This window comes from Mesorhizobium sp. L103C131B0, from assembly GCF_000502275.1.
In the GTDB taxonomy this organism is placed as follows: Bacteria; Pseudomonadota; Alphaproteobacteria; order Rhizobiales; family Rhizobiaceae; genus Mesorhizobium.
The window spans coordinates 1-13,365 of the sequence record NZ_AYXC01000046.1 but is presented as its reverse complement, the minus strand read 5'-3'; the positions used below and the strand labels follow the sequence as shown (position 1 = coordinate 13,365).

The following is a 13,365-nucleotide window of genomic DNA, read 5'->3' as shown; positions in this document are numbered from 1 at the left end:
CTCAGGAAAGCCGCCGCACGCAACATCCCCGAGCTTTGGGACGCAATCCGCGACGCCTTGCCACGCTTCACCGCCGAGCAGTGCTCAAACTACTTCTGCGCCGCAGGATACGAGCCTAAGGATCAGATTCTGCTCTAGGGAAGAGGCATTTTATTTGTTTGCGACAACCAAGAGGCGAGAGCTATTGTATGTAAACGCTTCACCTTCCGGTCCATAAGCTTCGACGGTCTCGAATCCCGCGCTTCGCAACATACGAACATATTCAGAAAAGCCATATTGTTTGAAAGAAAGGTGCGTTCGTCTAACGGATCCATCGCGAACGACAATCCTTTCGAGGTTCGAGCGATCACTTAGAACATCGTTGCTAAATATATCGATTCTTACATCGTCGCTACGCTCCGTAACGTAACAGATAGGCGACTTGTGGCGCAGGTAATCGACACGATTGGGGTAGTCGATTAGCAGGCGGCCGCCCTTTCTAAGTGCGGAAGCGGCTTCATGAAGAACTCTCTCGTTGTCCGCGTCATCGAAATATCCAAACGTCGTGTACCACAGAAATGCCGCGTCGAATCGATCTCGCCAGGGCAGCGAACGCATGTCACCCAGAACATATTCAACATTGACTCCGAGTTCAGCCGCATCTGTCTCGGCTTTTTTCAGCAAAATCGGCGAAATATCAAGTCCGGCCACCTGCGCTCCTTTTTCCGCCAACCGGTTGGTAATCCGCCCATACCCGCACCCAAGTTCGAGAACTGGGACGTCTTCTCTAAGAGAAAGAATTCGCCAAATTAGTTCTGATTGTCTGTCACTTATTTCGGGGGGGCTAACAACGTCGCCGAAGTGAATGTAATCTTCATCGAAGTACAGCTCAAGATCTGACAACGATACCGCACCGTTAGTACTCCCTGCCATATGCATGTCCTCGTCTTATAAACGAATATTCTCTTATTTCGCGCCTAACTGAGTCTTGCACGAATCGGATAGCATTGAAAGAAAGCATTTGTGAAGATTTTCATAACTATGTTAATATCTTTGCTGCAGCCTTTTGTCCGTTTGAGATTGTGTCGGGGAGGGTATGGTACCTCGGTGCACTGCTCTCGAAGGTCGTCAACATCGATCTCTGGGAGTTTGGCCCGAGCTTGGCATCGCATACCAGCCTAGATTAGAGCACAGGAATTCATCGTCCGCCGAAGCGAAGCGCATGATGTTGGGCGCGCTCGTCCGCCGGATCGCTCTGGCACGCGCCGGGAACCGCGGAGAAGCAGCTGGAGGAGAAGGTGAAGCCCGGGTCTTCGACGGAAACGCATTCGCGGCGCTGACCATCAAGGCGAAATCCTCTCGAATGTCGGCGACCAGCAGAGACCTGCCTTCAGGCCGAGTTGCTCAGGTTAAGAGCCTTGGTGGCGAGCATCCGGTCAAAAGCTCCCGGCAAGACCTGAGGCAGGTGACCTGTCTGGAGTTGAAAGCAAACCCTGACGCGTCGTTATGGACACAGATATCGTCGAAGCCCGGGGTGGGACAATCTCCGGGGGCAGATGTGTCAGGTGCCTAGACTAATGGCTGGGGCAGACGGCGATCGGCGTAGAGGGCGTGAGCGGATAGTGGCTTTTGCGCGGGACTGCAGGAACCAGGCTCATCATGCCCAGAGTGAACCACAAGTGGCAAAAGCCGTGTGGCAGAGGACCGACACAGGGCAGGTCGGCGGCTTCGTCGCCGCTGGAACTAAGGCTGGGGCACGACATAGTCTGGAGGCCGTCCATCCCATCAGGTCAATATCGACATGCTTCTTGAAAAAAATCATGAAAATGTTGCCCAACTTTAATTTACGGTCCCGATATGAAGCTATCGGAGGAGCTTGGGTAACGTAGACTTAATCCGAAGATAATGTTGGGCACTACGGCAATCTGATAGAGCTTTGGCGATGCCGGCCTCAGCGAAAACATCCGGCGCAAATGGCTGCGGAGCAGAGAACATGGGATGCCCGACGACGACTTCAGTCCCTCAACTGCGAAGGCTGGCAACCAGAGTGTCGGTCCCGTCAATGGACTTCTCAATGGCAGCCGAGCAAGCGTTTGCGGTCCAGTTCGGCCGATTCCTCGACCAGGCTAATGGCGTTGCTCAATCTGAACGGTTGTTCCACCTGCTGTCTGCTTTTGCCCTGAATTTTGACTTCCCGTGGATCGCCTATGGTTCTCCTACACTAGACCGAAAAGATTGGGGGCCAGTCCGACGCCGCCCGGTGGTCATGCTGAATTATCCTGATGAATGGCAGGAGCGCTATTTCGAAATGGGTTACGATAAGATAGATCCTATCGTCAAGATGTGTCGAAAGCGGGCAGGCGCCTTTCGCTGGAGCGAGGTGTACAACGCCGCAAGCACGACTGAAGACGAACGGCGCGTTTTCGACGAGGCTGCTATGTTCGGCTTGAAGTCAGGCATTAGCGTTCCACTGCACGGCCCCGATGGCTGCTTTGCCACTTTGAGCTTTGCTCAAGGCGACGAACGCGAATTCAAAAATAGAACAATCACGTACTTAGAACTTGCCGCCTTACATTTCCACATGAAGGTCGCCGAGTTCGCCAATTCGAGTGCCATTGAGGAAACTCCTAGCCTCTCTCCGAGAGAAAAAGAGTGCATTTTGTGGGTGGCTCGAGGAAAATCGTCGTGGGAAATAGGAAAAATTCTCGGAATTTCCGTAGATACTGTCAATTTTCATGTGAAAAACGTGATGCGAAAGTTGGCTGTGGCCAGCAGAACAGTCGCGGCTATAAAAGCCGTGGACCTCGGAATTATCGAATTGTAAAGGGCGGCATTAATTTCCTTTTCCTCAGAGCCTAACTCGAAACTCGGTTGCGGACGACGCGGAGCTACCCTGCGGCGAAGCACGAGTACCTCGAGAGGCAATCTCCGGGCGGCACTCTTCAAGGTGCGTATCGAGTCACGGGTGGCCACACCGTCGTGCGAAGCGCGGCGCGCGATTCATCCTCCGGGTCGGGCGCAAACCGGATTTCCGCCGCAGGTGAGATTTATGATGACATCGACTGACCACTGGCGAATGCTGTCAGAAGCTTCCTTGGATCAACATCGTAGCTGGCGGCGCCGGTCGCGGGATGGCGTACATGACCATGGACAAATTTCGGGTGATCGCGATTGTGCGGCGGATCGTCTTTGGACAGCCGATCTTCGGACAGATCTGCTCCAGTGCCCTGACCACATCCTCCGCCCGATAGCTGAACCGCGGGTCGAGCACAGGCACATAGCAGGAGAACGTGTCGACGATGCTCTGCTACCATCCGCATTTGGCGTGTTTGTACGAACGAAAACACAGTCGCCCAAGGAAGAACGTGGACAATCGCAATCAAACCTGGGAATCCAGAATGGATCAACGCGCCAAGCCATCAAGTATTGAGCATAAGCGTCGGCTAAATGCGGTGAAGCAAGCTTGTCGTAACCGACGCATTGACGCAGCAGTATTTACCAGACCTGAAGATATCTGTTACATTACGGGACTTGATTATGAAGGTTATTTTGCCTTTCATGCTCTTCTGCTATTTCCAGACGCAGGGTTAATGTTATTCGCACGCTATATCGAGGCGCTTACGGTTTCTCGGCAGACTATTGGTATTGAATTTGTTGGATACACAGACACGGATGATGTCGCTGCACTGATAACGGCTAAAATTGTCTCGTTGGCAGGCAAGGGCGCGCGCGTTGGCCTTCAGCGAAACAGTACCGCTACGGTTAAAATTGACGCCCATCTTCGATCGTATCTACCCAAAGCTCATTTCACTGATGCATCGGGCATAGTCGAGAGCCTGCGAGAGGTAAAATCGCCCTTCGAGATAGAGCAGATCAAGCGCGCTGCTCAAATTTCCGATCTTATGGTTTCCACGGCCCTTGGTGCAGCCGGTGAGGGGGTGGTCGAAAACACCGTCGTTGCAAAAATTTACGGTGAGATGATCGCTGCGGGGGGGCAATGTCCGGGCTTTCCACCATTCCTCAGGTCGGGGGACAGGATTGCGGAGCCACATACTTCGTGGACCGAACAGCCTCTCAAACATGGCGCTCCGCTTCTTCTGGAGTTGTCGGGCTGTGTAAATCGCTATCATGCGCCAATGGCCAGATATGGGTACATCGGATCCGCATCTGCAGCAGCAAAGCGATTAAGCGAAGTGAGCCATCAAGCGCATCTGGCCGCCTTGGCGGCTCTCAAGCCCGGGTGTCTTGCTAGGGGCGTCTATTCCGCTTGGAAGGCTTGTCTTGACCTTGCGAACGTTAGCCCCAGGGCTCCTCACTGCGGATATATGCTCGGTCTATCCTTTCCACCGACGTGGACTGGCGGACCTGGCGTAAAGAGCCTGGATGAGACGACCTCGATGGAAATACGCCAATCCATGGTGTTCCATTTGTTGACCTGGGTAACCGACGGGCAGAATGACCATTTTCTATCTGACTCCGTTGTCGTCGAAGAGGCCGGGGGCGTTTTTCTAACGAAAACGCCAAGAGAAATGTTTGAGATCTGACAAAAACTCAAACGATCAATATTTCGACCGGTCGGCGGAGCCGTGTCTTGGCCGCCACGGCAGGTTAAACACACGATCATCAGAGCGCCAGGCCGGCGTGGACGGCTACCGTCGCCACAGGCGCACCTCATCCACTCGTCGCCGCCTAGGGGCTCGACCGCTTCCGCACTCGTCGCACCATCGACTAAGCCGGCATTGCACCGTTTGCTGGCTGCAATAAGTAATAATAGGACTGACCGCTATGCCGGTGACGCGTCGGTTCTGGGGCCTACACGCTAAAGGCTGCTCAAATCATTCCAGTGTTCCGGCTGGCGAGCTGAGACTCGCCGCCCTTCACACCTTGCTGCTGGACGCCGCCAGTCCTGATGTAAGCACTGGGGCAGCCTTCCTCTTCTCCTCCCCAGCGGTGGCTTCGTGGATACGCTCATGGAGGCAACGTCTGTCGGAGGCTGGCCAAAGGTAATGCAGCACTCTTGGAGTGGCGGCCTTGGCCTCCTCGATCTCTGCTGCAGACAAACGGTCCGCCAATTGGGCTATGACCGAGCGGGCAACCTCTTCCGGATCCACAGCCGGGTCGCGATGGACGCCGTAGTGAATCCGATCGAGAAACGAATTCCGGTTCCTAGCAATGGCGCGGCGACTCGGATGCCAGCCCTCGTAGTAAAAGCCGCGTAGTAAGGCTGGCAATTGAGCGCCTATGTAAACGGCCTCGTCGCCATCTAGGGAGTCGCGCAGGGCGTGCAGCGTCGCGGTTAGGGCTTCGTAGACCCGTTCGCGGTCATGCCAGCGAAGCCTCCACATCAGATCGCTAATCCAATTGTGGGTTGACTGCAATGCGTTGTTGAGATCATGGCTCAGGTACATTGGAGACATTCTCCTGTCTTTGAAGATTATGAGGATTGGACTACTCACCAATGTTGAAGTACGTCACGTTGGCCTGAGGCAGACTACCTGCTCAGGTGGGCCAATGTGCAATAACGATAATGCAAGCCTCCGTCGGCGGCGGATGTAGGCGACCTGAGAAGGTGGGATCCGGTGAGTGTCGACCTCCCTTCGGCCTCTCGGTCGAGGATTAGAACGCAGAGGCCAAGCCCAACCACGTTGCTTTGCGGGGTTCCGCGAACTATCCGAAAGGTCCGCTACTACAGTTGTGAGGGCGTGCTGCAGCGCAGTCTCGTGCAGCCACGATTTAGTGGATACCCAGGCGCGTTGCAGGCCGCCGCGCTATAGCGCGACGGCATACGAATTTAGCTGTGGGAGAGCTTTCCCAGCACCACGCTGAGGTGCGCCGCGTCGTCGGCATAGGCCCGCCTTCAGAGATCGATGTTTACTGCAACTCTCTTGCGCGTCCCGCGCCATTGCCGTTTTCGACTGACTCCATGTTGCGCAGCATCATTTCTGCGACACTGAAGGCGTGCCGCTCTTGCCGCGAGGTCAGGCGAGCGTCGATATCGGGATAGATAAAGAAGGGAAGCGAAATTCGGTCAGTCAGACCACTGTGCGCGACCTGATGCGGCGTACTCTTAAAGCGGTCGTCACTCAAGACCTGAAACATATCCCCCAAATTGACTACGAGACTGTTGGGCAGGCTCGGCGCTGGCACCCAGCGCCCGTGGAACCAGACCTGCAATGATCGCGTGGGGAGCTCCTCCTGCAGCAGAAGCGTGAAGAAGCCACCGTCGGTGTGCTTCCCGCACGTGCCGCCACGAGCTGGATACCGGATCACGCGTTGCATGAGCGTCGGCGGGCTGAAATGGCGTTCGAACCAACCCTGTTCCATTTCGATCAGGTCGGCGAGCGCGGTCCCGATCTGCGGAACAACCTGGTTGAGCACGGTAGCCTGCAAAACGAGCAGGCTTCGCGCGAAACCTGGAGCCAATGCGTCGTCAGGAAAACGCGTGATTCCGCCAAACGGACGCCGGTCTCCTTCGTTCTCGATTCCGAGGCCAAACAATTCCTTTGGATCAGTGTGGGCGTCGGGATGCAGTATTTCGCCGTGCAACGGACTGTATCCACGGGCGACAGCGGGGTACACGGTTTGAGAGGTGTGACCGTAGCGTTCCTTGATCGACTGTGGCAAGGCGAAGAACCGCCGGGAAGCCTCGATGGCTTGTGCGATCTGTTCCTTCGGGATGCCGTGCTCAACAAGGTAGAAGAACCCGTACTCTTGGCAGGCCATTTGCAGGCGCCCTCGCTCATCACTCCGTGTTGCATCGGACGTCAGTTTTGCCAGTGAAATTTCGGGTAACATGGTCATATTCGTTCCTTCCTTGGTGCTTTGTCCTATGGGGCTGCTGGAAACCCGCATCCTTCTACCCGATGGATCTGCCGTCCCCTGAGAGTGTATTGGTGCAGGGATGCCCCTGCAGACGGCGCCTCTCGCCATTAAAAGACGCAGTTCCCGTATAGACCTAGCGATTACTCATAACAATACAAATACTGTTAATACAATGTGATGAGTTATTGAATTTTCTGTTGCGTGTGGCTTCATATTGCAGGTAAAGTTGATGCTTGGCAAACCTGGAGCAAGTAGTATCGGAGGAATTTTCTAACAACCAATAAAGGACCAGTGGGAGGGGGGGCTCGTTTGACCGAGACAGGCATCGGGTTGCATGAGGCACCAGCGGTCTTCGCCCTGAACTCGCGTGGTGAGACGAAGCGGAAGCCGGAGTGCGGCTGGATTTCGTAGTAACATCGAGCTATTTCGGCAGCAGGATCAGATGGTTTCGGCATCGGGCAGAATGACCTTTCGGGGTTAGTCCGGTTCAGCGTTTTCACACTGCCGCGGATATGCCGTTGGGTCGCCGAAGGGAGTGAGGTGAGCCTGAGGCCGAGTGCCGCCCCGGCCGTCGCCGTGTCACGGGCGATGTAGGCGCTTGCCTAAGCAACGTAAATTCAGCTGTTTGAACTGTGGCTCATAAGGAGTCTTCGCAGTAATTCAGACTGTGCAGTCGGCGCAAAGCCATCACGGTGATGTTATCGACCAACCGATTGAGGCGACGGCACGCTGCAGTATCGCTTCCGTCTGAGCATGGCTGGGTGAAGCGGCGACGACATGTCCGATGCAGTCTCGGTAATCGCCTTTCCTGACGATCGGCGCCTTAGGCTCCACATATAATCTGACCTCGGCGACACCTGTTACAGCAGCTGCCCGGCTCGCGCCATCAGTCCAATCGAGGGTGCCCTCGCTATCAGCGACAAGAAATCGCACAGCCGCAACCTGGGATTCTCTTTTGCGCAAGTTCACTTCATCGCCGATGACGAGCTTGATGTGCTCGCTAATGAGATCGACACCGTAAGCCAGCTTGATCAGTTGAGGAGTGGGCGCACCACTAAGACGCGGATTGACTTCAATGACGACTGGGCCGCGTTTGGTCCATCGGACTTCAATACTTTTTGGCCCCCAGTCGAGGCCGAGAGCTGGTAAACAGCTCAGCGAGACATCGGCGACGCGCTTGTGCTCCTCATCGGTCAGCAGTGCCGGAATAGTGCACTCTCGATAGACGAAATGCGGTGGCGGATTGTAGTCAGCGGCCCCAATCCCAACGACTTCATGTCCCATTACTGCAGCGTAATACGCTGGGCCTTCTGCGAATTCTTCCACCAGTACCTTCGGCTGGGAGCGCCACATGTGCTCCCCGTCCAACAGATAGGCCGTATGTTCGGCCAGCTCATCGGTGCTGCGGCACAATCGGACACCCATGCTGCCACTGCCTACGGCTGGCTTAACAATCACCGGCAGGCCGAGCGCCGCAGCGCAGCTTTCTACGTCCGCCGCATTCGCTGCCACGCGATAGGCAGGTATTGGAACGTCGGCCTCCGCGAGGAGCTGACGTTGAACGAATTTGTCACAGCATTGTTCAATCGATGCTGGGTTCGGTCCCGATAAATCAAAATACCGGCAGAGCTTGCCAACTGTCGCAGAGACCGACTCGTCGTGGCCCGCAAAGCCGGTAATGCCGGCAATGCCATACGTAGCCCGCAGCCGGGAACATTCTTGGACCAGCGCATCGAGATTGTCTGTATCGATAAGGATTGTCTCAACGTTTTCCGCTGCAAGATACTCGTACTGAGTCGGATTAGTCGACAGTGTGATTGGATGAAGACCAAGACGCTGAGCCGCTTGGACGTAGAGCGGACCATTACCCCTGTGACCTTCGATCAGGATGAGCGCGTTTCTTGCCATTGGCTGTCTCCTAAGTTCTGTTCCCTGCGACCTACAGGAGCAAAAATCGGCATCCGCCTGTTCAGCCGTGCCTGACATCAGAAGTGAACTTACCATCGTCGCCGGACGGCGGTTGCAAAGATTGTGTATATTTATGCGAAGGATCTGCAACGGCTCGGCTTCAACCAAGGAAGCTACGGCAGGCGGCACAGATATCCAGTGCTCAGCGGCTTCTACCGGGAAGTGCGTCAGACGTGGCTGCATTGTCTGAGACGGCGCAGCTAGCCCGTCCTATTCATGAGCCTTGTGGTTCGAGCGCCGCTGAGCGTTCGGTCATGCAGGTGTGAGGCGTCTTTTTCACCGCAGCTGAGACTGGACTTTGGAACGCGCTGGAGGGTCACGGTGTCGGGTTCGGCGGGGCTTTGATGCCCCGGCGCTCACGGTCCTGCGGGCTGCAGCGTGAGAGCGATTTGTCGGAACAGGCTGGCCTCGGGACAGGCGGCGGCGAAGGCCAGGCGGATTCGCGAGGCGGTTTCGATGACGCGGGCGCCGAGCTTGAGGAGCCTGAGCCGCAGCGTGGCGAACTCGGCGTTGCTGAGATGATCGGTTGTGGGCACCGCCTCGCGCAGGGTGAGCATGAGCCAGAATGCGGCGGTGTGCAGGACGAGGCGCACCTGGTTGGCAATCGGTGAGCGGCAGCTGGTGCGGTCGGAGGCAAGCTGGCTCTTGTGCATCTTGATCAGGTTTTCGGCCTGGCCGCGGGCGCAGTAGAGCACGTCGTAGACATGCGCGGCAGAGCCTTTGTCGAGATTGGTGACGACGAAGCGGATGTCGAGGCCGCGGGTGGTTGCCTCGATGCGGGCGCAGACGCGGCGTTGCGTCTTCCAGGATTTCGCCTTGTATCGGGTCTCGGCATAGCCGCGCAGCACCGGCTTCTGCTCGAGCGCGCGGCGGCTTCATCAACGAGACGCTGGAGAGCCTTGTTGCCGGGCAATCCGAAGAGGTAGTCGAGCGCATTGTTCTCGCACCAGGCCATGACCTCGGCCCGGCCATAGTGGCCGTCGCCGCGGACCAGGATGCGGGTGGCCGGCCAGCGGGCGCGGATGCGCCGGACAGCCGGCGCAGATGCCCGCGGATCTCCTTGCCCGTCGGGGTCTTGCCAGGACGCAGGATCATGGCGACCGGACGTCCGGTCGCGGCGTCGTAGATGTGGATCGGCAGGAAGCAGCGCTCGTCGTAATGGGCGTTGAAGAGCGAGAGCTGCTGATGGCCGTGAACGACATCAACCGTGTCGTCGATGTCGAGCGTCACGCTTTTGGGCGGCGCGGCATAGCTCGACAGCCACAGATCGACCAGCACCCAGCCGAGCCGGATGACGGTGCGCAGGTCGGGCAGGTTCTCCAGGCGCGAGCAGGTCGGCTGCGAGCACAGATCAATCCCGCTGTCGGGCAGCCGCCCGCAGGCGAGCTTGAAGGCCGGGTCGGTGCGCAGTCGGTCGAGATCGTTGGCATCCTCGTAGCCGCATGAGGTCGCAAAGATGCGGGCGCGCAGAATGTCGGCCATGGCGTGTGTCACCGGCTGTGGGTCGCGCGGATCGTGGATCGCAGCGGCCAACCTGTCGGCCAGTTGCAGGCGTCGCTCGGCCGCGGCCAAAAGCATGACGCCACCATCCGAGGTGATGCGTCCGCCGTCAAACGCAGCTGTGATCTTCTTGCGTCCAACGGCTGGAAATGAGAGCGGCAGCAACGTATCGTTGGTCATGGCGGGTGTGGCTCGCGAGATGCGGTGGCAGGGCTGGCTTAGACAACCGAATCCTACGCCAAATCAATAGCTTACGCTACATCCGCCAACCTCTCAGACGCTCCGTCGTGCACAAGACGGGTTAGGAAGCCGACGAATCAAAGTTCGAGACTCTGACGGCGTGCTTCCTCCTGGCAACTCCACGCATCGCTCCAACTTGGGCGCAAGCACGGTTTTTTGACGCGGTTACTCTCGGGAGAGCCTGGTGCGCGAAATCCGCCCGCCCTGATCTGTGAGGGCGAAAGCCGAATGGCTGAGCTACTCGACCACGACCAGCCTGAAGTGCCCCCCATTTCGACCGGACAGTCGGCATAAGTAGAAAGGCTCAAGCACAGGCTTGGGGATAAGCTTATGTCCAACGAGTATCGACGCATGAAGTGATAACGGGCGACGGCCGCCGCAGGCGGTGGACAACCGAGCAAAAGCTGCAGATCATCGAGGATAGCTTTGAGGCGGGCGAGACGGTATCGTCTACCGCCCGCCGGCATGGGGTTGCGCCAAATCTCCGTTATCGGTGGCGCAGATTGTTGAGCGAGGGAGGGGCAGCCGCCGTGGATTCAGACGAACCTGTCGTCGGCAATTCCTAAGTCAAAAAGCTCGAAGAACGCGTGCGGCCGAGCATGCGCTCCAGCTCGCGTGACGGTTCCCAATGAAGACGGTGGCCGATACCTTGGGTGTCTCCCGCTCCAACCTCGTCGAGCGACTGAACGGCAAGTCGAAGCCTCGTGGTCCCTATCGCAAGGCCGAGGATGCAGAGGTGCTGCCAGCCATCCGAAGGTTGGTCAGTGAGCGATATGGCTATCGACGGGCCGCTACGGCCAAGCGCTGGTCGATCGTCGCCTCTATCTGCCAGAGAGCTGGACAAAGGATCGGGCGCGATGTTGCCAGGGCGTCGATCCCGGAGACGGTCGAGTTTGCGACCAAGCCAAAGATGGCGTGCGCCATGGTCGAGGCGGCGCTCGATGCCGGCGTCCCGTGCGCTTACGTTCTTGGCGACGCTGTCTACGGGGCGGACAGCAGCCTTCGCCGGATGCTGGAAGCTCGCCAGCAGCCCTATGTCTTGGCGGTTCGAGGCTCTCACTTCATGCGCCGTGGAGAGGATCGTGGGTTTGAGGAAACCTCGCCCGAGGAACTGGCCAGCGAGTTCGAGCCCGACGACTGGGCCTGTCATGCGGCAGGTGAAGGCGCCAAAGGGCCTCGGCTCTACGAGTGGACACGCATCCGCCGCCCTTGGACGTCAAAAGGCGGCTTCGAGCATTGGCTTCTCGTCCGCCGCAAGCGATCGACATCCGGAGAAAAAGCCTACTACCTGGTCTTCGCCCCGCCCGGTTCCTCCTTGGCCGAATTGGCGGCAGTGGCCGGCCTGCGCTGGGCGGTCGAGGAGTGTTTTGAGCGCGCCAAGGATGATCTCGGACTTGATCATTGCGAGGCTCGGTCCTGGCACGGATGGCATCGCCATATGAGCCTGTGCATGGCCGCCCTGGCATTCCTCTCGAAGCTATCGGCTGATCTTCGCCGCAGCGCATGGAGCAAACCCAACGAAACGAGTCCAAAGGAGCCAATCGCCGCCTGATCCCGATGGCTGCGCTCGTCCCGAGCATCCCCGAGATTCGCCATCTCCTCGCCCGCATCCTCATCTTCCCACCGACACAAAACCCTTCATCATCGCCTGGTCGTTATGGTGACGACGACATCAGGCTACGGCCACCATCTGTCACTACAAACGGCATCACATCCGCAACTGTAGTACTAAGCCGACTGTCCGGTGAAACGGGGAGCACTCCACGGCCCAAGGGTCATGCTTTTCGACGAGGTGACATCGGCGCTGGGTCCGGAGGCCATCGGCGAGGTGACGAACGTCATCCGCCGGCTGGTCTCGGATTACAGGTTGACCATGCTGATGGTCGCGCACAGGATGGTCTTCGCCAGCGACATCGCCGTCGTGTCTGCTTCTTCTTCGGCGGCAGGATCGAGGAGCAGGGCACGCCGGAGCAGCTGTTCGGCAACCCGCAGCGCGGACGCACCCACCAGTTCCTGAGCGCCGTCAAGAGGCAGCATAGAGGAAACGCTGGCGTCGACAGATATGCCCAGACTGCGGCTCGCGGCGAAGTCCCGGTGCAGATGCCGGGGCGCCATCGCGCATGCCGGGGTCGGGGAGCGTCTGACGGAGTTCGAGGAAGACACCTAAAAAATCAGGCTGTGCTCCCGTTCCCGGGCGAGCGCTGGCCGGGGCTTGATTCGGCTGTTGATCTCTGTCGCAGTCTACAAAATCGCCGACGGAGGCGGGCCATCTCGCCGTGCTGATATAACGAGAGTAGACAAATTTGCAAAACCTTTGCGTTTGCGAGGCGCCGGTTGTGGTACCTTCAGCGCAACGGTCAAAGGTAAGCCCGAATAGAGGCGAACACCTGCTGACGCCCGGACCGCAGCTAATCAGCCACTCGGAGCCAACGGCACATGCAAAGTGAGCGTTTAACCTCATTGAAACCCACAGTCTTGTTGGCCCATTATGCTTGAAAGGTAAGCGGTGGCCTGATCCCAGTGACCCGTCACGCCTGGAAGCGCGGCCGGGGCGGCGGTTGTTTGCAAATAAGGTTGCAAGGTTTGTTGCAAGCTTTGGGCGCGCTTGTAGCGGCACGCTGTGGTCACCGGCGATCGCATCAAGGGTGGCCTTCAGATAGGCATAAGGATCGAGGTTTTTTAGTCAAGCGCGGCGATGCGGGCCCAGATGGCTCCGCCCGCGTCATCACCCGCAACGAGCGAATTCTAGCGGTGATGCATACCTTTGTCGCCAGCGTCCAGCAATATAACATCTATAAAGATGCGAACTTGAAGGGAACGATTAATGAAGATTGCGCGAATTGAAAGCAGAATCCT

8 protein-coding genes and 4 pseudogenes are annotated in these 13,365 nt (G+C 57.6%); 5 read left to right on the top strand and 7 right to left on the bottom strand.

Annotation, left to right across the window (positions count from 1 at the left end; genetic code table 11):
- A pseudogene (locus tag X730_RS1000000169005) lies at positions 1-138 on the top strand (IS630 family transposase); the annotation flags it as partial.
- Positions 139-150: 12 nt separating this feature from the next.
- On the opposite strand, the gene X730_RS135575 reads toward X730_RS1000000169005, so the two are convergent.
- Positions 151-912, bottom strand: a complete 762-nt coding sequence (locus X730_RS135575) for a class I SAM-dependent methyltransferase (protein WP_031197534.1) — start codon at positions 910-912, stop codon at positions 151-153.
- A gap of 1,141 nt (positions 913-2,053) precedes the next feature.
- Between X730_RS135575 and X730_RS135580 the strand changes: the two genes are divergently transcribed.
- Positions 2,054-2,803 (top strand): LuxR family transcriptional regulator, encoded by a 750-nt coding sequence (locus tag X730_RS135580; RefSeq protein WP_023827860.1) that lies wholly within the window; start codon positions 2,054-2,056, stop codon positions 2,801-2,803.
- A 354-nt stretch (positions 2,804-3,157) separates the two neighbouring features.
- Here the strand turns inward: X730_RS135580 and X730_RS1000000169000 are convergent.
- Positions 3,158-3,283 (bottom strand): annotated as a pseudogene (locus X730_RS1000000169000) (IS3 family transposase); the annotation flags it as partial.
- 94 nt (positions 3,284-3,377) lie between these two features.
- On the opposite strand from X730_RS1000000169000, the gene X730_RS135585 reads away from it, so the two are divergent.
- A complete protein-coding gene (locus X730_RS135585) occupies positions 3,378-4,523 on the top strand; it encodes a Xaa-Pro peptidase family protein (protein ID WP_196814865.1) in 1,146 nt (381 codons plus the stop codon).
- Between the two features lie 333 nt (positions 4,524-4,856).
- Here X730_RS135585 and X730_RS0135215 read toward each other — a convergent pair whose 3' ends face one another.
- The 4 genes and pseudogenes from X730_RS0135215 to X730_RS01000000165055 all read right to left on the bottom strand — a co-directional run bounded on the left by X730_RS0135215 (position 4,857) and on the right by X730_RS01000000165055 (position 10,449).
- Positions 4,857-5,387, bottom strand: coding sequence for a DUF2267 domain-containing protein (locus X730_RS0135215; RefSeq protein ID WP_023827857.1), 531 nt, complete (start codon positions 5,385-5,387; stop codon positions 4,857-4,859).
- 463 nt (positions 5,388-5,850) lie between these two features.
- Positions 5,851-6,780, bottom strand: a complete 930-nt coding sequence (locus tag X730_RS135590; RefSeq protein WP_031197530.1) for a 2-oxoglutarate and iron-dependent oxygenase domain-containing protein — start codon at positions 6,778-6,780, stop codon at positions 5,851-5,853.
- Between the two features lie 708 nt (positions 6,781-7,488).
- Positions 7,489-8,709, bottom strand: a complete 1,221-nt coding sequence (locus X730_RS135595; protein WP_023827855.1) for an acetyl-CoA carboxylase biotin carboxylase subunit family protein — start codon at positions 8,707-8,709, stop codon at positions 7,489-7,491.
- A 416-nt stretch (positions 8,710-9,125) separates the two neighbouring features.
- Positions 9,126-10,449, bottom strand: a pseudogene (locus X730_RS01000000165055) (IS1380 family transposase).
- A 390-nt stretch (positions 10,450-10,839) separates the two neighbouring features.
- Between X730_RS01000000165055 and X730_RS1000000168995 the strand changes: the two are divergent.
- Together X730_RS1000000168995 and X730_RS00240 are read left to right on the top strand one after the other, a co-directional pair.
- Positions 10,840-11,296 (top strand): annotated as a pseudogene (locus X730_RS1000000168995) (transposase); the annotation flags it as partial.
- A gap of 123 nt (positions 11,297-11,419) precedes the next feature.
- Positions 11,420-12,061, top strand: coding sequence for a transposase (locus tag X730_RS00240; protein WP_245261468.1), 642 nt, complete (start codon positions 11,420-11,422; stop codon positions 12,059-12,061).
- 308 nt (positions 12,062-12,369) lie between these two features.
- Here X730_RS00240 and X730_RS1000000169315 read toward each other — a convergent pair whose 3' ends face one another.
- Positions 12,370-12,624, bottom strand: a complete 255-nt coding sequence (locus X730_RS1000000169315) for a hypothetical protein (protein ID WP_196814864.1) — start codon at positions 12,622-12,624, stop codon at positions 12,370-12,372.
- Positions 12,625-13,365 lie beyond the last annotated feature (741 nt).